Below are 23,456 nucleotides of genomic sequence, written 5' to 3' on the forward strand. Positions count from 1 at the left end.
CCCAAGCACTGGCCGGGGCGCGATGTTACTGGCGTGAATCGGTCAATTTAGCTGGAGTAAATGTTGCGGCAGCGCACAACCGGGCGAAAAACCACACTCGGCCGGAGCGCATCGCAAGCCTCATGACGCGCTACAATGGCCGCTTTTACCGATCACGAGGTGTGCGCTTTGACTGCTCCAGGTCCTTTGAATTCCGCTGCTGGCTCGCTTTATGTGGTGGCGACGCCCATCGGCAACCTGGACGACATCAGCGCCCGGGCCTTGAAAATCCTCCGTGAAGTGGCCCTGATTGCAGCGGAAGATACCCGGCATTCGGCGCGCCTGATGCAGCACTTCGGCATAGGCACGCCCTTGGCCGCATGTCACGAACACAACGAACGGGATGAGGGTAGCCGCTTTATTACCCGGTTGTTGGCGGGCGACAACGTCGCGCTGATCTCCGATGCCGGTACGCCGCTGATTTCCGATCCGGGTTATCACCTGGTGCGTCAGGCCCGTGCGGCCGGCATCAACGTAGTGCCCGTGCCGGGTGCCTGTGCGTTGATCGCAGCGCTGTCGGCGGCGGGCTTGCCGTCCGACCGTTTTATCTTCGAAGGTTTTCTGCCGGCCAAGTCGGTCGGGCGCAAGGCGCGGCTGGAAGCAGTCAAAGAAGAGCCGCGCACCCTGATTTTCTATGAGGCGCCGCATCGCATTCTCGAATGCCTGCAGGATATGGAAGCAGTGTTTGGCGGCGAGCGTCAGGCTCTGCTGGCGCGGGAAATCACCAAAACCTTCGAAACCCTCAAAGGCCTGCCGCTCAGCGAACTGCGTGCGTTCGTCGAGTCCGACAGCAATCAGCAGCGCGGCGAGTGCGTGGTGCTGGTGGCCGGCTGGACGGCGCCGGAGTCGGAGGACGCGGTCAGCAGCGAAGCCATGCGCATCCTCGATCTGCTATTGGAGGAAATGCCGCTCAAGCGCGCCGCCGCACTGGCAGCGCAAATCACCGGCGAGCGCAAAAACGTGCTGTATCAGGTCGCGCTGGATAAACAGAAAGGCGTGTAAGCCGTCGCCCATGGCGGTCTGGAGGGTTTTAGCGCTTGTTCTTCCGGCGCTCTGCCGTTAACCTTCGCGGCGGAGAGTCGATCGGACAGTCGCTGCCCTCTATGAAAATTAGGGGGGGGAGGAAAGTCCGGGCTCCATAGGGCGAAGTGCCAGGTAATGCCTGGGAGGCGTGAGCCTACGGAAAGTGCCACAGAAAATAACCGCCTAAGCGCGCAAGCGCCGGTAAGGGTGAAAAGGTGCGGTAAGAGCGCACCGCACGTCTGGCAACAGTTCGTGGCTAGGTAAACCCCACTTGGAGCAAGACCAAATAGGGTCCCAAGGCGTGGCCCGCGCTGGGACCGGGTAGGTTGCTAAAGATGTCCAGTGATGGCCATCGTAGACGAATGACTGTTCAAGACAGAACCCGGCTTACAGATCGACTCTCCACCTTTTTCTTTCCCTGCTTGAAACAAAGAAGACGTGGCTGTGTAATATCAGCCGGCCTGGTCTGAAACTCCGGCAGCGGCAAACGCGGTAATAGCCTTTTCCCACCCTGCTTCAATCAACAGCCGAAGCGCCTTTGTAATACCGAAAAAATCTTACTCTTAACAAACTACTTTAACTTTCGAGCGCAGCTTTCAGTGCTGCATCAAGTTATTGACCAAAACTTCACGTCAGATTCTCGTTGAGCCTCCTTTTACGTCGCTAAATCTCCGTTCTGTAAGGCTTTTCCTTTAATCCGCGCCTTGACGGTGTGGTGGGCGCATTCCTATAGTGTGCGCAAGTGGCGGAAAGTGGCATGAAGTGGGTTTTTTGAGCTCAAAACGATAAAAATTGGAGAAACGCTGACGTGTTTCGCGGAGCTAACGCTATCAGTCTCGATGCAAAGGGCCGTCTCGCCATGCCGAGCCGGTACCGTGACGAGCTCGATTCGCGCAGTTCCGGCCAATTGATCGTGACCATTGATGCCGTTGATCCATGCCTCTGTGTCTATCCGCTCGACGAGTGGGAAATTATTGAAACCAAGTTGCGCGCACTCCCTTCGCTTCGCGAAGAGAACCGTCGCCTGCAACGTTTATTGATTGGTAATGCCGTCGACCTCGAACTCGATGGCAGTGGTCGTTTCCTGGTTCCGCCGCGTTTGCGCGAATACGCCAAGCTCGATAAGCGCGCGATGCTGGTCGGCCAACTGAACAAGTTCCAATTGTGGGACGAGGATGCATGGAACGCGGTGTCTGCCGCTGACCTTGCTGCTATTCAACAACCGGGCGCGATGCCTGATGAACTGCGTGATTTGATCCTGTGACTATTGATAGCGGCTTTAACCACATCACCGTACTGCTTGACGAAGCCGTCGAGGCTCTCGCCGTACGTCCTGATGGCTGCTATCTGGACGGCACGTTCGGGCGCGGCGGGCACAGTCGGCTGATCCTCAGCCAGCTCGGGCCGGACGGTCGACTCATCGGATTCGACAAGGATCCTCAAGCGATTGCCACCGGGCAAACGCTAGCGGCCGAAGACGGCCGCTTTGTCGTTGTGCAGCGCAGCTTTGCCGAGCTCGGTTCGGTGGTTGCCGAGCAAGGCCTGACCGGCAAGGTCAGCGGCATTCTGCTCGACCTCGGCGTGTCGTCGCCGCAGCTCGATGACGCCGAGCGCGGCTTCAGTTTCCTCAATGACGGGCCGCTGGACATGCGCATGGATCCGTCCCGTGGCATCAGCGCTGCCGAATTCGTCAACACCGCGCCTGTGGAAGAAATCGCCCGGGTGTTCAAGGAATACGGCGAAGAACGTTTCTCCGGGCGTATGGCCCGTGCCGTTGCCGAGCGCCGTGACATCAAGCCGTTCGAGCGCACCGCCGATCTGGCCGAAGTGCTGAAAGTCGCCAACCCGGCGTGGGAAAAGGGCAAGAACCCTGCCACCCGCGCGTTCCAGGGGTTGCGCATTCACGTCAACAACGAACTCGGCGATCTGGAAGCCGGCCTCGACGCCGCGCTGGAAGCGCTGGAAGTTGGCGGCCGTCTGGTGGTGATCAGCTTCCACTCGCTGGAAGACCGCATCGTCAAACTGTTCATGCGCAAGCTTGTGAAAGGTGAGGCCGACAATTTGCCGCGCAACCTGCCGGTTCGCCACGTCGCCTTCGAACCGAAAATCAAAATCCACGGCAAAGCGCAGACGGCCTCCGAGGCCGAACTCAAAGCCAACCCACGTTCCCGTAGCGCCGTCATGCGTGTCGCGGAGAAGTTGCGGTGAGCAAGCTTTTCGCCAAACCACTGCCCGGCGGCAGCTTTCTGATGCTGCTGCTGTTTATCGGCGTGCTGTTTTCGGCCATTGCCGTGTCGTACAGCGCGCACTGGAACCGGCAGTTGCTCAACACCCTTTATAACGAACTCAGCGTGCGCGACAAGGCGCAGGCCGAGTGGGGCCGCTTGATTCTCGAGCAGAGCACCTGGACTGCGCACAGCCGCATCGAAGTGCTGGCCACCGAACAACTGAAGATGCACATACCTGGCGCGGCTGACGTGAAGATGGTGGCGCCATGATGAAACTCGAAGGCGCGCTGTTCCCATGGCGCTTCCGCCTGATGGTGGCGCTGCTCGGTCTGATGGTCGCGGCGATCTGCTGGCGCATCATCGACCTGCAAGTGGTCGACCGTGACTTCCTCAAAGGGCAGGGCGATGCGCGCAGCCTGCGGCATATTCCGATTCCGGCGCACCGTGGCCTGATCACCGACCGTAACGGCGAGCCTCTGGCTGTCAGTACCCCAGTGACCACGCTGTGGGCCAACGCCAAGGAAATGCAGTCGGCCAAAGAGAAGTGGCCGGCACTCGCCGCCGCGCTGGGCCAGAACCCGAAAGCCCTGAGCGAGCGACTCGAAGCCCAGGCCAACAAAGAATTCATTTACCTGGTGCGCGGGCTGACCCCCGAGCAGGGTCAGGCTGTGCTCGATCTGAAAGTGCCGGGCGTCTATGGCATCGAAGAATTCCGTCGTTTCTATCCGGCCGGTGAAGTCACCGCGCACATGGTCGGCTTTACCGACATCGACGATCACGGTCGCGAAGGCGTCGAGCTGGCCTATGACGAATGGCTGGCCGGGGTGCCGGGCAAACGACAAGTCATCAAGGATCGCCGGGGCCGGTTGATCAAGGATGTTCAAGTCACCAAGAACGCCAAGGCCGGCAAGCCCTTGGCGTTGTCGATTGACCTGCGTCTGCAATACCTGGCCAACCGCGAGCTGCGCAACGCGATCATCGAAAACGGCGCCAAGGCCGGCAGTCTGGTGATCATGGACGTAAAGACCGGCGAGATCCTGGCCATGGTCAACCAGCCGACCTACAACCCGAACAACCGTCGCAACCTGCAACCGGCGATGATGCGCAACCGCGCCATGATCGACGTGTTCGAGCCGGGTTCGACCATGAAAGCGATTTCCATGAGCGCGGCGATCGAAACCGGCCGCTGGAAACCGAGCGACACCGTCGAGGTGTATCCGGGCTCGTTGCAGATCGGCAAATACACCATTAAAGACGTGTCGAAGACCGAAGGGCCAGTGCTCGATCTGACCGGCATCCTGATCAATTCCAGTAACGTCGGCATGAGTAAGGTCGCCTTCGATATCGGCGGCGAAACCATTTTCCGTCTCGCGCAGAAAGTCGGCCTCGGTCAGGACACCGGCCTGGGCTTCCCCGGCGAACGTGTCGGCAATCTGCCGAACTACCGCGAATGGCGCAAGGCTGAAACTGCAACCTTGTCTTACGGCTACGGTATTTCCGTGACCGCGATCCAGTTGGTGCACGCGTTCTCGGCGCTGGCCAACAATGGTCGCCTCGCGCCACTGACCCTGATCAAAACCGACAAGATGCCGCAGACCACCCAAGTGCTGCCGGAAGCTGTGGCAAAAACCATGCAGGGCATGTTGCAGCAGGTAATCGAAGCGCCGCGCGGCGTGTTCCGTGCGCAGGTGCCGGCTTATCACGTCGGTGGCAAGTCGGGTACCGCGCGCAAGACCTCGGTCGGCACTAAGGGCTACGCAGAAAATTCCTACCGCTCGCTGTTCGCCGGCTTCGGCCCGATGAGCGATCCGCGTTACGCCATTGTTGTGGTGATTGATGAACCGACCAAGGCCGGTTACTTCGGTGGTCTGGTGTCGGCGCCGGTGTTCAGCCGTGTGATGTCCGGCACCCTGCGCCTGATGAACGTGACCCCGGACAACCTGCCGACCACCCAACAGGCCAATGCCACCCCGGTCGTTCCGCTGAAAGCCAATGGAGGGCGCGGCTGATGTCATTAAGTCTGAACAAGATATTCCCCCACGCCGGCCACGATCTGTTGATCCGTGAACTGGCGCTGGACAGCCGCAACGTGCGCGCCGGCGATCTGTTTCTCGCCGTGCCCGGCGGCCGTTTCGATGGCCGTGCGCATATCGCGGATGCCTTGCAACGCGGCGCGGCTGCCGTGGCTTATGAAGTCGAAGGCGCCACCGTGCTGCCGATCACTGACGTGCCGCTGATTCCGGTCAAGGGTCTGGCGGCGCAGCTGTCGGACATCGCCGGGCGTTTTTACGGTGAGCCGAGTCATCACCTGAACCTGATCGGTGTCACCGGCACCAATGGCAAGACCAGCGTGACCCAACTGGTCGCGCAGGCGCTGGATCTGCTCGGCCAGCATTGCGGCATCGTCGGTACGCTGGGTTCCGGTTTCTACGGCGCGCTGGAAAGCGGCCTGCACACCACGCCGAACCCGATTGCCGTGCAAGCGACCCTGGGTGACCTGAAAAAGGCCGGTGCCAAAGCCGTGGCCATGGAAGTCTCGTCCCACGGTCTGGATCAGGGCCGGGTCACCGCGCTGGCGTTCGACGTGGCGGTGATGACCAACCTGTCCCGCGATCATCTGGATTATCACGGCACCATGCAGGCGTACGCCGAGGCCAAGGCCCGGCTGTTCGCCTGGAATGACCTGAAGTGCCGCGTGGTCAACCTCGACGACGATTTCGGCCGGCAACTGGCGGCGGAAAAACGCGAGTCGCGTTTGATCACCTACAGCCTGCTCGACAGCAGTGCCTACCTGTTCTGCCGCGAAGCGCAGTTCGACGACCATGGTGTACGCGCCACGCTGGTCACGCCGCAGGGCGAGCATCACCTGCGCAGTACGCTGCTTGGTCGTTTCAACCTGAGTAACGTGCTGGCCGCAGTCGGCGCCTTGCTCGGTCTGGATTACGCCCTCGACGAAATTCTCAAAGTGCTGCCGAAGCTCGAAGGCCCGGCCGGGCGCATGCAGCGTCTGGGCGGCGGCACGCAACCGCTGGTGGTGGTCGATTACGCCCATACCCCGGATGCGCTGGAAAAAGTTCTCACAGCACTGCGCCCGCACGTCAAAGGCCAGCTCCTGTGCCTGTTCGGTTGCGGTGGCGATCGTGATCGCGGCAAACGCCCGTTGATGGCCGAAGTGGTCGAGCGTCTGGCTGACCAAGTGTTAGTCACCGACGACAACCCGCGCACTGAAGATCCGGCAGTGATCTTCGACGACATCCGCGCCGGTTTCACCGCTGTGGATAAAGTCACTTTCGTCGCCGGTCGCGGCCAGGCCATCGCACAACTTATCGCCGGCGCGACCGCTGACGACGTGATTGTTCTCGCCGGCAAAGGTCACGAGGACTATCAGGAAATCAACGGCGTGCGCCATGCGTTTTCCGATCTGGTTGAGGCCGATCATGCCTTGACCGCTTGGGAGGTGGCCCATGCTTAAGGCTCTGACACTCAGTGAACTGACCAACGCCCTCGAAGCCCGTTTGATCGGCGCTGACGCGAGTTTCGACGGCGTCAGTATCGACAGCCGCGCCATTCAGCCCGGCCAGTTGTTCATCGCCCTGACCGGCCCGCGTTTCGACGGTCATGACTACCTTAACGATGTCGCTGGCAAAGGCGCCGTCGCTGCATTGGTCGAGCGTGAAGTCGCCGACAGCGCGTTGCCGCAATTGCTGGTCAAGGACACCCGTCAGGCGCTGGGCCAACTCGGCGCGTTGAACCGTGCTGCGTTCACCCAGCCAGTGGCGGCGGTGACCGGTTCCAGTGGCAAGACCACGGTCAAGGAAATGCTCGCGAGCATCCTGCGCACGCGCGGTCCGGTGCTGGCGACCCGTGGCAACCTGAACAACGACCTCGGCGTACCGCTGACCCTGATCGAACTGGCGCCGGAACACACCTCGGCTGTCATCGAACTGGGCGCTTCGCGTCTCGGTGAAATCGCCTACACCGTCGGCCTGACCAAGCCGCACGTAGCGATTCTGAACAACGCCGGCACCGCTCACGTCGGTGAGTTCGGCGGTCCGGAAAAAATCGTCGAAGCCAAAGGCGAAATCATCGAGGGTCTGGCCGCCGATGGCATCGCCGTGCTCAACCTCGATGACAAGGCTTTTGGTATCTGGAAGACCCGCGCGGCCGGCCGTCAGGTGCTGACCTTCGCCCTGAGCAACAGCGAGGCGAATTTCCACGCCAGCGATCTGGCCACCGATGCCCGTGGTTGCCCGGCGTTCAATGTGCACACGCCTGAAGGTAGCGAGCGCGTGCAACTGAACCTGCTCGGTACTCATAACGTCGCCAATGCCCTGGCTGCCGCCGCTGCTGCTCACGCCTTGGGCGTGTCGCTGTTCGGCATCGCCACCGGGCTGGGCGCGGTGCAACCGGTCAAGGGGCGCACCGTCGCGCAACTGGCAAAAAACGGCATGCGCGTGATCGATGACACCTACAACGCAAACCCCACCTCGATGTGCGCGGCCGTTGATATACTCGCCGGCTTTTCCGGCCGCACCGTCCTGGTGCTCGGCGATATCGGCGAGTTGGGCGACTGGGCGGAGCAGGGGCACCGCGACGTGGGCGAGTACGCCCGAGGCAAGGTTTCTGCGCTTTACGCGGTCGGGCCGAACATGGTCCACGCGGTAAACGCTTTCGGTGAGCAGGCGCAGCATTTCGGCACCCAGGCCGAGCTGATCCAGGCCCTCGCCGCGGAGCAGGACACAAACACCACCATTTTGATCAAGGGTTCGCGCAGCGCAGCGATGGAAAACATCGTTGCGGCTCTGTGCGGGTCCAGTCTGGAGAAACATTAATGCTGCTGCTGCTAGCGGAGTATCTGCAACAGTTCTACAAAGGCTTCGCGGTCTTCCAGTACCTGACCCTGCGCGGGATTCTCGGTGTGCTGACCGCGCTGGTCTTGTCGCTGTGCTATGGCCCGTGGATGATCCGTACTCTGCAGAACCGTCAGATCGGCCAATCGGTACGTAACGACGGCCCGCAATCGCACCTGTCCAAATCCGGTACGCCGACCATGGGTGGCGCGCTGATTCTGTCTTCGATCGGCGTCAGCACCTTGCTCTGGGCTGACCTGAGCAACCGCTACGTCTGGGTGGTGCTGCTGGTGACCCTGCTGTTCGGCGCCATCGGCTGGGTCGACGATTACCGCAAAGTCATCGAGAAGAACTCCCGTGGCCTGCCGAGCCGCTGGAAGTATTTCTGGCAGTCGGTGTTCGGCCTCGGCGCTGCGATCTTCCTTTATATGACTGCCGCGACGCCGGTGGAAACCACGCTGATTCTGCCGATGCTCAAGGACTACAGCATCCCGCTGGGCGCCGGTTTCATCGTGCTGACCTACTTCGTCATTGTCGGTTCGAGCAACGCGGTCAACCTGACTGACGGCCTCGACGGCCTGGCGATCATGCCGACGGTGATGGTCGGCGGCGGCCTGGGGATTTTCTGCTACCTGTCGGGTAACGTGAAATTCGCCGAATACCTGCTGATTCCTTACGTGCCGGGCGCAGGCGAATTGATCGTCTTCTGCGGCGCGCTGATCGGCGCGGGTCTGGGCTTCCTGTGGTTCAACACTTATCCGGCGCAAGTGTTCATGGGCGATGTCGGTGCACTGGCACTCGGCGCGGCACTGGGCACCATCGCGGTGATCGTTCGTCAGGAAATCGTCCTGTTCATCATGGGCGGCGTGTTCGTGATGGAAACCCTGTCAGTGGTCATTCAGGTTGCCTCCTTTAAGCTGACCGGTCGCCGCGTGTTCCGCATGGCGCCGATTCACCACCACTTTGAACTCAAGGGCTGGCCCGAGCCGCGCGTGATCGTCCGTTTCTGGATCATCACCGTGATTCTTGTCCTGGTCGGCCTTGCCACCCTGAAGCTGAGGTAGAACGAGTGTCTCTGATCGCTTCTGACCACTTCCGCATCGTTGTCGGCCTCGGCAAGAGCGGCATGTCCCTGGTTCGCTTCCTGGCGAACCGGGGCACGTCGTTTGCTGTGGCCGACACGCGGGAAAATCCACCGGAACTGGCCACGCTCAAGCGTGACTATCCGCACGTGGAAGTGCGTTGTGGCGAGCTGGACGTCGAATTCCTCTGCCGTGCCGACGAGCTTTACGTGAGCCCCGGCCTGGCGCTGGCGACCCCGGCCCTGCAAGCCGCCGCTGCCCGTGGCGTGAAAATGTCCGGCGACATCGAACTGTTCGCGCGTAACGCGCGGGCGCCGATCGTCGCGATCACCGGCTCCAACGCGAAAAGCACCGTGACCACGCTGGTCGGCGAGATGGCGGCTGCGGCGGGCAAACGCGTCGCCGTTGGCGGCAACCTCGGCACCCCGGCGCTGGACCTGCTCAGCGATGACGTCGAGCTGTACGTCATGGAGTTGTCGAGTTTCCAGCTGGAAACCACCGACCAGCTCAACGCCGAAGTCGCCACCGTGCTGAACATCAGCGAAGACCACATGGATCGCTACAGCGGTCTGCCGGCCTATCACCTGGCCAAGCACCGGATCTTCCGGGGCGCGAAGCAATTTGTGGTCAACCGTCAGGATGCCCTGAGCCGTCCATTGATCGGTGAAGGTCAGCCATGCTGGACCTTTGGCCTGAGCAAACCGGATTTCAAGGCGTTCGGCATTCGCGAAGAAGACGGCGAGAAGTACCTGGCCTTCGAATTCCAGAACCTGATGCCGGTGCGTGAACTGAAGATTCGCGGTGCGCATAACCAGTCCAACGCTCTCGCCGCATTGGCACTGGGGCACGCTGTGGGTCTGCCGTTCGACGCCATGCTCGCGGCGCTGCGCACGTTTGCCGGGCTCGAACACCGCTGCCAGTGGGTCCGTGATCTCGACGGCGTGGCTTATTACAACGACTCCAAAGCCACCAACGTTGGCGCCGCTCTGGCCGCGATCGAAGGCCTCGGTGCGGACATCGACGGCAAGGTCATTCTGATCGCCGGCGGTGACGGCAAAGGCGCCGAATTCAACGATCTGCGCGATCCGGTGGCGGCCAACTGCCGCGCTGTGGTCCTGATGGGCCGCGACTCCGACAAGATCGGCGCAGCCATTGGCGATGCCGTGCCGCTGATCCGCGCGACCTCGCTGGTCGACGCCGTCGCGCAATGCCGCGCCGCTGCCCAACCGGGCGATGTGGTGCTGCTGTCGCCGGCCTGCGCCAGTTTCGACATGTTCAAGAATTACGAAGACCGTGGTCACCAGTTCGTCCGCGCTGTGGAGGAACTGGCATGAACCTGAGAAACATCATCAAGCCGTACCCGTCGCCGCTGATCACCGGGCGTGGCATCGACCTCGACTTCCCGATGCTCGCCGGTTGCCTGGCGCTGCTCGGTCTCGGCCTGATCATGATCGCTTCGGCGTCCACCGAAGTGGCGGCGGCTCAGTCGGGCAGTCCGCTGTATTACATGATTCGCCACCTTATCTATGTGGTGCTGGGTCTGGGCGCGTGCATTGTCACCATGATGATCCCGATCGCCACTTGGCAGCGCCTCGGCTGGATGATGCTGATCGGTGCGTTCGGCCTGTTGGTGATGGTGATCATCCCCGGCATCGGCCGCGAAGTGAACGGTTCGATGCGCTGGATCGGTTTCAGCTTCTTCAACGTGCAGCCGTCGGAAATCGCCAAGGTGTTCGTGGTGATCTACCTCGCCGGTTATCTGGTGCGCCGGCAGAAAGAAGTGCGCGAGAGCTGGATGGGCTTCTTCAAGCCGTTCATCGTCCTGCTGCCGATGGCAGGTCTGTTGCTGATGGAACCGGACTTCGGTGCCACCGTAGTCATGATGGGCGCGGCGGCGGCGATGCTGTTCCTTGGCGGGGTCGGGCTGTTCCGCTTCTCGCTGATGGTGGTGCTGGCGGTTGGCGCGGTGGTTCTGCTGATTCAGATGCAGCCGTATCGAATGGCGCGTCTGACCAACTTCGCCGACCCGTGGGCCGACCAGTTCGGTGCCGGCTATCAGTTGTCGCAGGCCTTGATCGCTTTCGGTCGCGGCGAGTGGCTGGGCGTCGGCCTGGGCAACAGCGTGCAGAAACAGTTTTATCTGCCGGAAGCGCACACCGACTTCGTGTTCTCGGTACTTGCCGAAGAACTGGGCGCCGTGGGTTCGTTGTGCACCGTCGCGCTGTTCGTGTTCGTGTGTATTCGCGGCATGTACATCGGCCTGTGGGCGGAGAAGGCCAAGCAGTTCTTCGCCGCTTACGTGGCTTACGGCTTGTCGTTCCTGTGGATTGGTCAGTTCCTGATCAACATCGGTGTGAACGTCGGCCTGCTGCCAACCAAAGGTCTGACCTTGCCGTTCCTCAGTTACGGCGGCAGCTCGCTGGTGATCTGCTGCGCCTGTCTGGGCCTGTTGCTGCGCATCGAGTGGGAGAGTCGGACCCACCTGGGCAGCGAAGAGATGGAATTCCAGGAGAGCGACTTCGCCGAGGAGCCGACTCATGGGCGCTAACGTATTGATCATGGCCGGCGGTACCGGCGGCCACGTGTTCCCGGCGCTGGCCTGTGCCCGCGAGTTTCAGGCGCGCGGCTACACCGTGCACTGGCTCGGCACTCCACGCGGCATCGAGAACGAACTGGTTCCGGCGGCTGGGCTTGAACTGCACCGGATCAACGCCAGCGGTCTGCGCGGCAAGGGCAAGCTGTCGCTGCTCAAGGCGCCGCTGATGCTGCTGAAATCGGTGTGGCAGGCGCGGGCGATCATGCGCCGCCTGAAACCGGTGTGCGTGGTTGGCTTCGGCGGTTATGTGACCGGCCCCGGCGGTCTTGCCGCAAAACTGGCCGGCGTGCCAGTGATCGTTCACGAGCAGAACGCTGTCGCCGGCACCGCCAATCGGTTGCTGGTGCCGTTCGCCGCCCGAGTGTGTGAAGCGTTCCCCGACACCTTTACTCTGTCGGACAGCCGCCGTACCACCGGTAATCCGGTGCGCAGCGAGCTGTTCCTCGACACATCGCGACCGGCGCTGGCCGGGCGCAAAGCGCGTTTGCTGATCCTTGGCGGCAGCCTGGGCGCAGAACCGTTGAACAAATTGCTGCCTGAAGCCCTGGCCCAAGTCGCTGCCGACCTGCGCCCGGAAGTGTTTCATCAGGCCGGTAAAAACCACGATGAAGTGACTGCCGAGCGTTACCGCGCCGTGGGCGTGGAGGCGCAGGTGCAGCCGTTCATCAAAGACATGGCCCAGGCCTATGGCTGGGCTGACCTGGTGGTGTGCCGCGCTGGCGCGTTGACCATCAGTGAGCTGGCGGCCGCCGGTCTGCCCTCGATGCTGGTGCCCTTGCCCCACGCGATCGACGATCACCAGACCCGCAACGCCGATTATTTGGCCCGCGAAGGCGCTGCCTTCCTGATGCCGCAAAGAACGACTGGTGCCGCGGATCTTGCCGCGCGCCTGACAGAGGTCTTGATGCAACCGCAACGACTCGAAGCAATGGCCCAAGCGGCCCGCCGACTGGCCAAACCCGATGCCACCCGTAGCGTGGTCGATACCTGTCTGGAGGTGGCCCATGGTTGAGAATCAGAAAGCCATGCCACAACCGGAAATGCGCCGCATCCGTCGCATCCACTTCGTCGGCATCGGCGGCGTGGGCATGTGCGGTATCGCTGAAGTGTTGTTGAACCTGGGCTATCAAGTCTCCGGTTCCGACCTGAAAGCCTCGCCGGTCACCGAGCGCCTGGAAACCTTCGGCGCGCAGATCTTCATCGGTCACCGTGCCGAGAACGCCGCTACCGCCGACGTGCTGGTGGTGTCGAGCGCGGTAAACACGTCCAACCCGGAAGTGGCGACTGCCCTTGAGCGCCGCATTCCAGTGGTGCCGCGCGCAGAAATGCTCGCCGAGCTGATGCGCTATCGCCACGGCATCGCCGTCGCCGGTACCCATGGCAAAACCACCACCACCAGCCTGATCGCTTCGGTGTTCGCGGCCGGTGGTCTGGACCCGACATTCGTGATTGGTGGTCGTCTGAACGCAGCGGGCACCAATGCCCAGCTTGGCACCAGCCGTTACCTGATCGCCGAAGCCGACGAAAGCGATGCGAGCTTCCTGCATCTGCAGCCGCTGGTGGCCGTGGTCACCAACATCGACGCCGACCACATGGCGACCTACGACGGTGACTTCAACAAACTGAAGAAAACCTTCGTCGAATTCCTGCACAACCTGCCGTTCTACGGTTTGGCGGTGATGTGCCTGGACGATCCGGTGGTGCGCGAAATCCTGCCGCTGGTCAAGCGTCCGACCGTGACCTACGGCTTCAGCGAAGACGCCGATGTGCGCGCGATCAATGTCCGTCAGCAGGGCATGCAGACCTTCTTCACCGTCCTGCGCCCGGATCGCGAGCCGCTGGACGTGTCGGTGAACATGCCCGGCAACCATAACGTGCTCAACTCGCTGGCGACCATCTGCATCGCCACCGATGAAGGCGTCAGCGATGAGGCCATCGTTCAGGGCCTGTCGGGCTTCCAGGGTGTCGGTCGGCGCTTCCAGGTCTACGGTGAACTGCCGGTAGATGGCGGCAATGTAATGCTGGTCGACGACTACGGTCACCACCCGACCGAGGTCGCTGCGGTGATCAAAGCCGTGCGCGGTGGCTGGCCGGAGCGTCGTCTGGTGATGGTCTACCAGCCGCATCGCTACAGCCGCACCCGTGATCTGTACGACGACTTCGTCAATGTACTGGCCGACGCCAACGTGCTGCTGCTGATGGAAGTCTATCCGGCCGGCGAAGAGCCGATCCCGGGCGCCGACAGCCGCAAGCTGTGCAACAGCATCCGCCAGCGCGGTCAGCTCGACCCGATCTACATCGAGCGGGGCGTTGACCTGGCGCCGTTGGTCAAGCCGCTGCTGCGCGCCGGCGACATTCTGCTGTGCCAGGGCGCTGGTGATATCGGCGGTCTCGCGCCGAAGCTGTTGAAAAGTGAATTGTTCGCCGGCGCCGTGGCGGCGCCGGTCGAGGGGAAGTTGAAATGACTGCTGCCTACGCCAAGCTGTTCTCCACCATCGCGCCGAAAGACTTCGGCCGCGTCGCCGTGCTCTTCGGTGGCCTGAGTGCCGAGCGTGAGGTTTCGCTGAAATCCGGCAACGCCGTGCTCGAGGCGCTGCAAAGCGCTGGCGTCGATGCGTTCGGCATCGATGTGGGCGAAGACTTCCTGCAGCGTCTGCTCAGCGAAAAGATCGACCGCGCGTTCATCATTCTCCACGGTCGCGGCGGTGAAGACGGGAGCATGCAGGGCCTGCTCGAGTGCGCCGGCATCCCTTACACCGGCAGCGGCATTCTTGCTTCCGCACTGGCGATGGACAAACTGCGCACCAAGCAGGTCTGGCACAGTCTCGGGATTCCGACGCCGCGTCACGCCGTGCTGTGCAGCGAAGCCGATTGTATTTCCGCAGCGACGGAACTGGGCCTGCCTTTGATCGTCAAACCGGCGCATGAAGGTTCAAGTATCGGGATGGCCAAAGTGAATTCTGCGTCCGAGTTGATCGACGCATGGAAAGCGGCCAGTACCTACGATTCGCAAGTGTTGGTCGAGCAATGGATTCAAGGTCCGGAGTTCACCATCGCCACCCTGCGTGACCAGGTGTTGCCTCCTATCGCCCTGGGTACACCGCACACGTTCTACGACTACGACGCCAAGTACATCGCCAACGATACCCAGTACCGCATTCCGTGCGGGCTCGACGCGGCCAAGGAACAGGAACTCATGGAACTCACGGCCAAGGCCTGTGAGGCGCTGGGTATCGCCGGTTGGGGCCGGGCGGACGTGATGCAGGACGCCGACGGGCAGTTCTGGTTCCTCGAAGTCAATACCGCACCGGGCATGACCGATCACAGCCTGGTGCCGATGGCGGCGCGGGCTGCCGGTCTGGATTTCCAGCAACTGGTTCTGGCCATTCTGGCCGCCAGCGTCGAAGACGCAGGCGCAACAGAGGCGCGAGGTTAAGACCATGCAAGGCGCTCATCTCAGACATCAGCCACCCGCACCCGGCCGCAAGCCGGTGCCGCGGGGTGCCAGCCGAATGGTGGCGAAAGAGCCGATGTCCGCGCGCCTGCCGAAAGCCAATTTCAGCTTTCTGAAAAGTCTGTTCTGGCCGGTGCTGCTGGTGGCGCTGGGCTTTGGTACGTACGAAGGCGCGCAGCGTTTGCTGCCGTACGCCGACCGGCCGATCAGCAAGATCGCGGTGCAGGGCGACCTCAGCTACATCAGCCAGCAGGCGGTGCAGCAGCGGATCGCGCCGTTCGTGGCGTCGAGCTTCTTCACCATCGACCTCGCCGGTATGCGTACCGAGCTTGAGCAGATGCCCTGGATCGCCCACGCCGAAGTGCGTCGGGTGTGGCCGGATCAGGTGGTGATCCGCCTCGAAGAGCAATTGCCGGTGGCGCGTTGGGGCGACGAGTCGTTGCTCAACAACCAGGGCCAGGCGTTCACGCCCAAGGAACTGGCGAACTACGAACACCTGCCGCAGCTGTTCGGCCCACAACGGGCTCAGCAGCAGGTGATGCAGCAGTATCAGGTGCTGAGCCAGATGTTGCGCCCGCTGGGTTTTTCGATTGCACGCCTGGAATTGCGTGAACGCGGCAGCTGGTTCCTGACCACCGGTGCCGGCAGTTCCGGCCCCGGCATAGAGTTGCTGCTGGGACGCGGCAACCTGGTGGAAAAGATGCGCCGCTTTATCGCCATCTATGACAAGACGCTGAAAGAGCAGATTACGAACATTGCGCGCATCGATCTGCGCTACGCCAACGGCCTCGCTGTTGGCTGGCGGGAACCCGTAGCGCCGACGACAGCCCAACCCGCTGTCGCAAAGAATTAAGAAGAGGCAGGACCCATGGCAAACGTGCAAAGCGGCAAAATGATCGTCGGTCTGGATATCGGCACCTCCAAAGTGGTGGCGCTGGTAGGCGAGGTCGCGGACGACGGCCAGCTGGAAATCGTCGGGATCGGTACGCATCCGTCCCGCGGCCTGAAGAAGGGCGTGGTGGTCAACATCGAATCCACCGTGCAGTCGATCCAGCGCGCGATCGAAGAAGCCCAACTGATGGCCGGCTGCCGCATTCACTCGGCGTTCGTCGGCGTTGCGGGCAATCACATCCGCAGCCTGAACTCCCACGGCATCGTCGCGATCCGTGATCGCGAAGTCAGCTCGGCTGACCTTGAGCGTGTGCTCGACGCCGCCCAGGCCGTGGCGATCCCGGCTGACCAGCGCGTGCTGCACACCCTGCCGCAGGATTACGTGATCGATAACCAGGAAGGCGTGCGCGAGCCTCTGGGCATGTCCGGCGTGCGTCTGGAAGCCAAGGTTCACGTGGTCACCTGCGCCGTCAACGCTGCACAGAACATTGAAAAATGCGTGCGCCGCTGCGGTCTGGAAATCGACGACATCATTCTCGAGCAACTGGCCTCGGCCTACTCGGTGCTGACCGACGACGAGAAAGAACTGGGCGTGTGCCTGGTCGACATTGGCGGCGGCACCACCGACATCGCGATCTTCACCGAAGGCGCGATCCGTCACACCGCCGTGATCCCGATTGCCGGTGATCAAGTGACCAACGACATCGCCATGGCGTTGCGCACTCCGACCCAGTACGCCGAAGAAATCAAGATCCGTTACGCCTGCGCCCTGGCCAAACTGGCCGGTGCCGGCGAAACCATCAAGGTGCCGAGCGTTGGCGACCGTCCACCGCGTGAGCTGTCGCGTCAGGCCCTGGCCGAAGTGGTCGAGCCGCGTTACGACGAACTGTTCACCCTGATCCAGGCCGAGCTGCGTCGCAGCGGCTACGAAGACCTGATCCCGGCGGGCATCGTGCTCACCGGCGGTACGTCGAAAATGGAAGGCGCCACTGAACTGGCCGAAGAAATCTTCCACATGCCGGTGCGCCTCGGTGTACCGCATGGCGTGAAAGGTCTGGATGACGTGGTGCGCAACCCGATTTATTCCACTGGCGTCGGCTTGTTGATGTACGGCCTGCAAAAGCAGTCCGATGGAGTTTCGTTCTCCGGCATCGGCAGCCGCGACAGCTACAGCAGCGAAGAGCCTCAGGCGCCGCTGCTGGACCGACTGAAAAAGTGGGTTCAGGGCAATTTTTAAAAAAGCAGCTTGGAGCGACAAGCTTCAAGCGGCAAGCAACTGCAGTAGATACACCGCAACAAACAGCAGTAGGCGAAAAAACTAGAGAATGTAAGGAGAGGGAAAATGTTCGAACTCGTAGACAACATCCCCGCAAGCCCGGTAATCAAAGTTATCGGTGTCGGCGGTGGCGGCGGCAACGCTGTCAATCACATGGTCAAGAGCAACATCGAAGGCGTTGAGTTCATCTGCGCCAACACCGATGCTCAAGCGCTGAAAAACATCGGCGCGCGGACCATCCTGCAACTGGGCACCGGCGTGACCAAGGGCCTGGGTGCCGGCGCCAATCCTGAAGTCGGCCGTCAAGCCGCTCTGGAAGACCGTGAGCGCATCGCTGAAGTCCTGGCTGGCACCAACATGGTGTTCATCACCACCGGCATGGGCGGCGGTACCGGTACCGGTGCAGCGCCGATCATCGCCGAAGTGGCCAAGGAAATGGGCATCCTGACCGTTGCGGTCGTGACCCGTCCGTTCCCGTTCGAAGGCCGCAAGCGTATGCAGATCGCCGACGAAGGCATTCGCATGCTTTCCGAAAGCGTCGACTCGCTGATCACCATTCCGAACGAAAAACTGCTGACCATTCTCGGCAAAGACGCAAGCCTGTTGTCGGCTTTCGCCAAGGCTGACGATGTTCTGGCCGGTGCCGTTCGCGGTATCTCCGACATCATCAAGCGTCCGGGCATGATCAACGTCGACTTCGCCGACGTACGCACCGTGATGAGCGAAATGGGCATGGCGATGATGGGCACTGGCTGCGCCAGCGGTCCGAACCGTGCACGTGAAGCTACCGAAGCGGCAATCCGCAACCCGCTGCTGGAAGACGTCAACCTGCAAGGCGCGCGCGGCATTCTGGTGAACATCACCGCCGGTCCTGACCTGTCCCTGGGTGAGTACTCCGACGTGGGTTCGATCATCGAAGCTTTTGCTTCCGAGCACGCGATGGTCAAAGTCGGTACCGTTATCGATCCGGACATGCGCGACGAGCTGCACGTGACTGTGGTTGCCACCGGTCTGGGCGCGAAAATCGAGAAGCCTGTAAAGGTCATCGACAACACCGTTCACACCTCCATGGCCTCGGCGCAGGTGCAACAACCGGCTCCGGCCCGTCAGGAGCAGCCAGCGGTGAACTACCGTGATCTGGACCGTCCGACCGTCATGCGCAACCAGGCTCAGGCCGGTGCTGCGGCTGCCGCGAAGATGAATCCGCAGGATGACCTGGATTACCTGGACATTCCGGCATTCCTGCGTCGTCAGGCCGATTGATGGAATGTATCAGGGCTATGAAGGTGATTGGTGTTCAGCAAAGGCATGGTCTGCTATCATCGCCAGCCTTTGTTGATACCAGTTCGCAATTTGCGCTGAAGCGGCCCAAGCCATGATTAAACAACGCACACTGAAAAATATTATCCGTGCCACAGGTGTAGGCCTGCATTCCGGCGAGAAGGTCTATCTGACCCTCAAGCCTGCGCCTGTCGACACTGGCATTGTGTTTTGTCGCGCTGACCTCGACCCTGTGGTGCAGATTCCTGCCCGCGCGGAAAACGTCGGTGAAACCACTATGTCGACGACGCTGATCAATGGCGACGTCAAAGTGGACACGGTAGAGCACTTGCTCTCGGCCATGGCTGGCCTGGGCATCGATAACGCCTACGTCGAGCTCTCCGCGTCCGAAGTCCCGATCATGGATGGCAGCGCTGGACCCTTCGTATTCCTGATTCAATCGGCAGGCCTGGAAGAACAGGACGCCGCCAAGAAATTCATCCGCATCCTGCGTGAAGTGACAGTGGAAGACGGCGACAAGCGCGCCACTTTCGTCCCTTTCGAAGGCTTTAAGGTGAGCTTCGAGATCGATTTCGATCACCCGGTATTCCGGGACCGCACCCAGAGTGCAAGCGTGGATTTTTCCAGCACTTCGTTCGTAAAAGAAGTCAGCCGCGCCCGTACCTTTGGTTTCATGAGTGACATCGAGTACCTGCGCAAGCACAACCTCGCACTCGGCGGCAGCGTGGAAAACGCGATCGTGGTCGACGCTGATGGCGTGTTGAACGAAGACGGTCTTCGTTATGAAGACGAATTCGTCAAACACAAGATCCTCGATGCGATTGGCGACCTGTACCTGCTGGGCAACAGCCTGATTGGTGAGTTCAAAGGCTTCAAGTCCGGTCATGCACTGAACAACCAGCTGCTGCGCAAATTGATTGAGCAGACAGATGCTTGGGAAGTGGTGACGTTCGAAGACGCCAGCACCGCACCGATCTCTTACATGCGCCCTGTTGCGGCCGTGTAAGTAAAAAACCTCTCTAGTTTTTTGAAGGCCATCCTCGGATGGCCTTTTTTTATGCCCTTTCGAAAGCAAAAGATCGCAGCCTTCGGCAGCTCCTACAGGGGAACGCATTCCAGATGTAGGAGCTGCCGAAGGCTGCGATCTTTTGACTTTAAATTGACACTACAACGCGATTGCGCCCGCCTTCCTTGGCCTGATACAGCGCCTTGTCCGCTGCAAACAGCAACTGCTCCAGGGTCATCTCGCTCGCCGATGTCCATGTCGCGATGCCGATACTCACGGTCATCGCCCGCTCAGCGCCTTCAACCCATGGCAAGTTTTCCACCGCCTGGCGAATCTGCTCGGCGATCTGCTGCGCCCCGGCGCTGTCGGTTTCGGCGAGAATCACCGAAAACTCTTCACCGCCATACCTCGCGACCAGATCCGCCGGGCGCCGCACGTTCGCGGTGATTACCTTGGCCAGTTCACGCAACACCTGATCCCCGGCCTGATGGCCATGGCGATCATTGAAGGCCTTGAAGTGGTCGGCATCGATCATCATCACCGACAGCGGCTGGCCCGAGCGTTGCGCGCGGAACCATTCGTGGCGCAGGGTCTGATCGAGCATGCGCCGGTTGGCCACGCCGGTCAGGTCATCGGTGGCAGCCAGTTGCGCCAGTTCGCGTTCGGCGCGATGGCGCAAACGCAGTTCCCGAGCGAGCAGCCAGGTCAGCCACAACAGCCCCAGGCACAACACGCCGGTGGCGCCGCTGATCAGAATCGCCGTGCGCCGCCAGGTGCCGAACACCTCCTCGCTGGACAGCGCGACCATCACCGTCAACGGCAGATTGCCGACCCGCGAGTAGGTATAGAGCCGGCGTTGTTTATCCATGCTCGAGGTACTGGTGAAACTGCCGCTGCCATCGCGATCGTTGAGAATCCGCACGACGTTGGGCCGGTTGCCGAAACTCTTGCCGACCGAATCGCTTTGCAAATAGGGCTTCTGCGCGAGCAGCACGCCATCGCTGTTGATGATGTTCAGTGTGCTGTCGGTGCCGATGTCGAGGCTTTTGAACAGGTCGTCGAAGTAGTCGAGTTTCAGCGACGCCACCGCTACGCCGAGGAATTCGCCGGTCTGCGAGGAAATGCGCCGGCTGAAGCTAATGCGCCACTGATCAGCCTCTTCGCAATCGCAGCGGGTCTTGAACGGGCGGCTGATGAACATGCCGATGTCGCGGTTGAAGGCGTGGGCGAGGAAATAATCGCGGTCGGCGAAATTGCCCGGTTTCGGTTCGATGCGCGAGGAGTCGGCGATAACCTCGCCATGCTTGTCGAGCAGGAGGATGTCGCCCTTGAAACGCGCGGTGGCAGAGCGATCGAACAGGGCCAGATGACGGATCTGCGGCGAGACGTTCTGCAGGTCGTCACGCTGGGCGGCGGCGATCAGGCCTTGCAGCGTCAGGTCGTACAGCTCGACGGTGCGCAGCACATCGGCGTCGATCAATTGCGCAATGGTCGTGGCGCGGCGCGTGGCGACTTCCTGCGCACTGGCGTACTCGCGGATCAACAGGAACGTGACGATGCACACCATCGCAATCACGGTCAGCAGGCTGCCGAGGATCAGCAGGCGCTCGGGGCGACCGGTAAGGCCTGTGATGGAAGGCGTGCGGCTGGTGATCATGATGGGGAGCCGGTTGAAGTGGTTTCATAAGCTTAGTTGGGCTGACGCCGGACGAACCTGTGGGAGCGAGCCTGCTCGCGAAAGCGGTGTGTCATTCAACACAGATGTTGACTGACAATCAGCTTTCGCGAGCAGGCTCGCTCCCACAGGGTAGATCACAGGATCTGAAAAACGCAGCGCCGATCTTAGAAGACGTTGACCGGGTAGTCGATGATCACGCGGTATTCATCTGTATCCGAATCAATCGCGCCGTAGCCGTTGCCGCCACGGTTGGTGGCCCATTGCAGGCGCACCGCGAGATCCTTGGCCTGGCCGCTTTGCACGACGTACTGCAAATCGATGTCGCGTTCCCAATGCTTGGCGTTATGGCCGTCGGCGCTGTACCAGCTGGAATAGCCTGGGCTGTTCGGGTCGGCTTTGGTCAGATCCACCGTGCCGCGTGAATAGGACAGCGCCGAGGTCAATCCGGGCATGCCGAGGCCAGTGAAGTCGTAAGCGTACTTGAGCTTCCAGGAGCGTTCGTTCGGACCGTTGAAGTCCGAATACTGCTGCGAGTTGTCTAGATAAACGCTGTCGCCCTGGCTGATGTAGTCGAACGGCGTATTACCGTTGACCCGCTGAAAGGCGGCGGTAACGCTGTGATGACCGACGCCAACGGTGAAGTGCAGGCTGTAGGTGTTGTTGTCGATATCGCCGAGCAGCGCATCACCGGTGTCTTGCGTGTGATAGAAGTGCAGGCCCGGGTTGAGGCTGACCAGATCGTTCAAGTGCCAGGTGTAATCCAGGTCGTAGTAGTACTGGTTCCAGATGTCCTTGAGCTCGGACGCGTAAAGGCTGCTCGTCAGGCCTTCAACGCCGCTCCAGGCCACTCCGGCCCAGTTCAAGTGTTGGCTGTCATCGCCATCGGCCAGCGTGCCGTAGGACGTGCCGATTCGGGTATGACCGCTCTGGTTATACGGCTTGGTGAAACTGGCCTGGCCACCTTCGATCAGCCAGCCGTCGAAGCTGCGGTTACTCAGGCTGATGCCACGAAAGGTCTGCGGCAGCATCCGCGTGTCGCCGCCGGCAATCACCGGGTTGGTGAGGAACAGGTCACCGGCCTTCAGTTCGGTATCGAATGCTCGCAGCTTCAGGGTCCCGCCGGCGGTTGAAAACGAGCCCGGCGCTTTGCCGTTGCCGTCGCTGATCGGCAGGATGCTCGAACCGTCGGTACCGCCTCCGCCATCGAGTTTCAAGCCGAGCATGGCATGAGCATCGACGCCGAAGCCGACCGTGCCTTCGGTATAACCCGATTCGAAAACCCCGAGAAAACCTTGCCCCCATTCAATGTTGTCGTCCGCTTTCTGCAAGCGGTTGCGATTCATGTAGTAATTGCGGGCATTGAGGCTGAGGCTTGAGCCTTCGACGAAACCTTGTTCAGCGGGCTCGTCGGCGTGGGCGGCGGGAGCAATCGTTGCGGCAATTGCAATGAACAGCGGGGTGAGGCAGGCAGGGTAGAACACGTGCGGTGGAGCTCCTTGGGTCAGCGGGCCGCTCCGGTTCATGAGCGGCTTGATGTTTCTTGTTTTTTCAGACGCGCCAGACGGCTTTCAGACCACAACGAAAAAAGGCCGCTGAATGGCAGCGGCCTGGAGTGACGACGGTTGAACGGGAAGAGCCAAACAACCGCGTCGAGGGAAACCTTTCGCGGTGCGACTCAGCTGTCTTTCTCGAGCGCTTGAGCCTGGGAAGTGGCGGCCTGCGGGGATTGCGTCGCGTCTTGAGCCTTGGCCATCACTTCGGCCTGATGCTGATCGAATGCCTGTGCGCGAGCGACGTTGTGCGCCACGAACGCTTGCGATTCTTCAGCCATCGCCATCGGCGACAGGATCAATGAGGACAAAACGAATGCGCTGGCAATACCCATACTGTTGGACATCTTGAAAACCTTCTCGCTTGGCGAGTGCTGTTTGGTGCGGGCAAAGATAAGGTTGCCGTGGGTTGGGAAACAGCGCGATTTTCATAAATGACTGTTACAGCAAAAGCAAAGATCGGCACGGGTAACAACCCGGTCTGTGCGTGATGGTGGCCTGT

General features: G+C 61.1%; 20 protein-coding genes and 1 other RNA gene. 18 read left to right on the forward strand and 3 right to left on the reverse strand.

From position 1 onward, the window contains the following. Positions 1-135 precede the first annotated feature (135 nt). From rsmI to lpxC, 18 genes are all read left to right on the forward strand, one after another. Positions 136-1,041: a 16S rRNA (cytidine(1402)-2'-O)-methyltransferase gene (rsmI, locus tag CKW30_RS19855; protein WP_016773267.1), complete on the forward strand. Its 906-nt coding sequence runs from the start codon at positions 136-138 to the stop codon at positions 1,039-1,041. 73 nt (positions 1,042-1,114) lie between these two features. Beyond that, positions 1,115-1,468, forward strand: an RNA gene (rnpB, locus tag CKW30_RS19860) — RNase P RNA component class A. A 402-nt stretch (positions 1,469-1,870) separates the two neighbouring features. Further along, positions 1,871-2,326: a division/cell wall cluster transcriptional repressor MraZ gene (gene mraZ, locus CKW30_RS19865; RefSeq protein WP_007917012.1), complete on the forward strand. Its 456-nt coding sequence runs from the start codon at positions 1,871-1,873 to the stop codon at positions 2,324-2,326. Continuing rightward, positions 2,323-3,270: a 16S rRNA (cytosine(1402)-N(4))-methyltransferase RsmH gene (gene rsmH, locus CKW30_RS19870; RefSeq protein ID WP_371857557.1), complete on the forward strand. Its 948-nt coding sequence runs from the start codon at positions 2,323-2,325 to the stop codon at positions 3,268-3,270. Before mraZ ends, rsmH begins: the two co-directional genes overlap by 4 nt. Next, a complete protein-coding gene (ftsL, locus tag CKW30_RS19875; RefSeq protein ID WP_016773269.1) occupies positions 3,267-3,560 on the forward strand; it encodes a cell division protein FtsL in 294 nt (97 codons plus the stop codon). The genes rsmH and ftsL overlap by 4 nt, the downstream gene beginning before the upstream one ends. Beyond that, the gene (locus CKW30_RS19880; RefSeq protein ID WP_174823877.1) at positions 3,560-5,299 is read left to right on the forward strand and encodes a penicillin-binding protein 2; all 1,740 of its coding nucleotides are present in this window, start codon (positions 3,560-3,562) and stop codon (positions 5,297-5,299) included. The genes ftsL and CKW30_RS19880 overlap by 1 nt, the downstream gene beginning before the upstream one ends. Further along, positions 5,299-6,762 carry a UDP-N-acetylmuramoyl-L-alanyl-D-glutamate--2,6-diaminopimelate ligase gene (locus CKW30_RS19885; RefSeq protein WP_016773271.1) on the forward strand — a complete coding sequence of 488 codons (1,464 nt, stop codon included), beginning with the start codon at positions 5,299-5,301 and terminating at the stop codon, positions 6,760-6,762. The genes CKW30_RS19880 and CKW30_RS19885 overlap by 1 nt, the downstream gene beginning before the upstream one ends. Next, positions 6,755-8,122 (forward strand): UDP-N-acetylmuramoyl-tripeptide--D-alanyl-D-alanine ligase, encoded by a 1,368-nt coding sequence (gene murF, locus CKW30_RS19890; RefSeq protein WP_095181682.1) that lies wholly within the window; start codon positions 6,755-6,757, stop codon positions 8,120-8,122. Before CKW30_RS19885 ends, murF begins: the two co-directional genes overlap by 8 nt. Next, positions 8,122-9,204: a phospho-N-acetylmuramoyl-pentapeptide-transferase gene (gene mraY / locus CKW30_RS19895; protein ID WP_016773275.1), complete on the forward strand. Its 1,083-nt coding sequence runs from the start codon at positions 8,122-8,124 to the stop codon at positions 9,202-9,204. Before murF ends, mraY begins: the two co-directional genes overlap by 1 nt. Positions 9,205-9,209: 5 nt before the next feature. Beyond that, the gene (gene murD / locus CKW30_RS19900) at positions 9,210-10,556 is read left to right on the forward strand and encodes a UDP-N-acetylmuramoyl-L-alanine--D-glutamate ligase (RefSeq protein ID WP_095181683.1); all 1,347 of its coding nucleotides are present in this window, start codon (positions 9,210-9,212) and stop codon (positions 10,554-10,556) included. Continuing rightward, positions 10,553-11,770 carry a putative lipid II flippase FtsW gene (gene ftsW, locus CKW30_RS19905; RefSeq protein WP_016773276.1) on the forward strand — a complete coding sequence of 406 codons (1,218 nt, stop codon included), beginning with the start codon at positions 10,553-10,555 and terminating at the stop codon, positions 11,768-11,770. The genes murD and ftsW overlap by 4 nt, the downstream gene beginning before the upstream one ends. Next, positions 11,760-12,830 carry an undecaprenyldiphospho-muramoylpentapeptide beta-N-acetylglucosaminyltransferase gene (murG, locus tag CKW30_RS19910; RefSeq protein WP_016773277.1) on the forward strand — a complete coding sequence of 357 codons (1,071 nt, stop codon included), beginning with the start codon at positions 11,760-11,762 and terminating at the stop codon, positions 12,828-12,830. The genes ftsW and murG overlap by 11 nt, the downstream gene beginning before the upstream one ends. Then, a complete protein-coding gene (gene murC / locus CKW30_RS19915) occupies positions 12,823-14,283 on the forward strand; it encodes a UDP-N-acetylmuramate--L-alanine ligase (RefSeq protein WP_024014243.1) in 1,461 nt (486 codons plus the stop codon). Before murG ends, murC begins: the two co-directional genes overlap by 8 nt. Continuing rightward, positions 14,280-15,254 (forward strand): D-alanine--D-alanine ligase, encoded by a 975-nt coding sequence (locus CKW30_RS19920; RefSeq protein ID WP_016773280.1) that lies wholly within the window; start codon positions 14,280-14,282, stop codon positions 15,252-15,254. Before murC ends, CKW30_RS19920 begins: the two co-directional genes overlap by 4 nt. Before the next feature lie 4 nt (positions 15,255-15,258). Beyond that, positions 15,259-16,125: a cell division protein FtsQ/DivIB gene (locus CKW30_RS19925; protein WP_039761388.1), complete on the forward strand. Its 867-nt coding sequence runs from the start codon at positions 15,259-15,261 to the stop codon at positions 16,123-16,125. A 15-nt stretch (positions 16,126-16,140) separates the two neighbouring features. Next, positions 16,141-17,400, forward strand: coding sequence for a cell division protein FtsA (ftsA, locus tag CKW30_RS19930; protein ID WP_016773282.1), 1,260 nt, complete (start codon positions 16,141-16,143; stop codon positions 17,398-17,400). 105 nt (positions 17,401-17,505) lie between these two features. Next, positions 17,506-18,702: a cell division protein FtsZ gene (gene ftsZ / locus CKW30_RS19935; RefSeq protein ID WP_016773283.1), complete on the forward strand. Its 1,197-nt coding sequence runs from the start codon at positions 17,506-17,508 to the stop codon at positions 18,700-18,702. A 112-nt stretch (positions 18,703-18,814) separates the two neighbouring features. Next, on the forward strand, positions 18,815-19,726 hold the full coding sequence (lpxC, locus tag CKW30_RS19940) for a UDP-3-O-acyl-N-acetylglucosamine deacetylase (RefSeq protein WP_007916984.1): 912 nt from the start codon (positions 18,815-18,817) through the stop codon (positions 19,724-19,726). 148 nt (positions 19,727-19,874) lie between these two features. Here lpxC and CKW30_RS19945 read toward each other — a convergent pair whose 3' ends face one another. From CKW30_RS19945 to CKW30_RS19960, 3 genes are all read right to left on the reverse strand, one after another. Next, complete coding sequence (locus CKW30_RS19945; protein ID WP_095181684.1) at positions 19,875-21,383, reverse strand: sensor domain-containing diguanylate cyclase; 1,509 nt, start codon at positions 21,381-21,383, stop codon at positions 19,875-19,877. Positions 21,384-21,568: 185 nt separating this feature from the next. After that, the gene (locus CKW30_RS19955) at positions 21,569-22,885 is read right to left on the reverse strand and encodes an OprD family porin (protein WP_095181685.1); all 1,317 of its coding nucleotides are present in this window, start codon (positions 22,883-22,885) and stop codon (positions 21,569-21,571) included. Positions 22,886-23,079: 194 nt separating this feature from the next. Further along, complete coding sequence (locus CKW30_RS19960; protein WP_016773285.1) at positions 23,080-23,301, reverse strand: hypothetical protein; 222 nt, start codon at positions 23,299-23,301, stop codon at positions 23,080-23,082. Positions 23,302-23,456: the final 155 nt, after the last annotated feature.

The organism is Pseudomonas sp. Irchel 3F6, from assembly GCF_900187595.1.
GTDB lineage: Bacteria > Pseudomonadota > Gammaproteobacteria > Pseudomonadales > Pseudomonadaceae > Aquipseudomonas > Aquipseudomonas siliginis.

What these genes read in the sequence shown, in the direction of transcription:
- rsmI (WP_016773267.1), top strand. Translation starts at nt 136, where the DNA reads ATGGCCGCTTTTACCGATCACGAGGTGTGCGCTTTGACTGCTCCAGGT.
- CKW30_RS19880 (WP_174823877.1), top strand. Translation starts at nt 3,560, where the DNA reads ATGAAACTCGAAGGCGCGCTGTTCCCATGGCGCTTCCGCCTGATGGTG.
- CKW30_RS19885 (WP_016773271.1), top strand. Translation starts at nt 5,299, where the DNA reads ATGTCATTAAGTCTGAACAAGATATTCCCCCACGCCGGCCACGATCTG.
- murF (WP_095181682.1), top strand. Translation starts at nt 6,755, where the DNA reads ATGCTTAAGGCTCTGACACTCAGTGAACTGACCAACGCCCTCGAAGCC.
- mraY (WP_016773275.1), top strand. Translation starts at nt 8,122, where the DNA reads ATGCTGCTGCTGCTAGCGGAGTATCTGCAACAGTTCTACAAAGGCTTC.
- ftsW (WP_016773276.1), top strand. Translation starts at nt 10,553, where the DNA reads ATGAACCTGAGAAACATCATCAAGCCGTACCCGTCGCCGCTGATCACC.
- murG (WP_016773277.1), top strand. Translation starts at nt 11,760, where the DNA reads ATGGGCGCTAACGTATTGATCATGGCCGGCGGTACCGGCGGCCACGTG.
- murC (WP_024014243.1), top strand. Translation starts at nt 12,823, where the DNA reads ATGGTTGAGAATCAGAAAGCCATGCCACAACCGGAAATGCGCCGCATC.
- CKW30_RS19920 (WP_016773280.1), top strand. Translation starts at nt 14,280, where the DNA reads ATGACTGCTGCCTACGCCAAGCTGTTCTCCACCATCGCGCCGAAAGAC.
- CKW30_RS19925 (WP_039761388.1), top strand. Translation starts at nt 15,259, where the DNA reads ATGCAAGGCGCTCATCTCAGACATCAGCCACCCGCACCCGGCCGCAAG.
- ftsA (WP_016773282.1), top strand. Translation starts at nt 16,141, where the DNA reads ATGGCAAACGTGCAAAGCGGCAAAATGATCGTCGGTCTGGATATCGGC.
- ftsZ (WP_016773283.1), top strand. Translation starts at nt 17,506, where the DNA reads ATGTTCGAACTCGTAGACAACATCCCCGCAAGCCCGGTAATCAAAGTT.
- lpxC (WP_007916984.1), top strand. Translation starts at nt 18,815, where the DNA reads ATGATTAAACAACGCACACTGAAAAATATTATCCGTGCCACAGGTGTA.
- CKW30_RS19945 (WP_095181684.1), bottom strand. Translation starts at nt 21,383, where the DNA reads ATGATCACCAGCCGCACGCCTTCCATCACAGGCCTTACCGGTCGCCCC.
- CKW30_RS19960 (WP_016773285.1), bottom strand. Translation starts at nt 23,301, where the DNA reads ATGTCCAACAGTATGGGTATTGCCAGCGCATTCGTTTTGTCCTCATTG.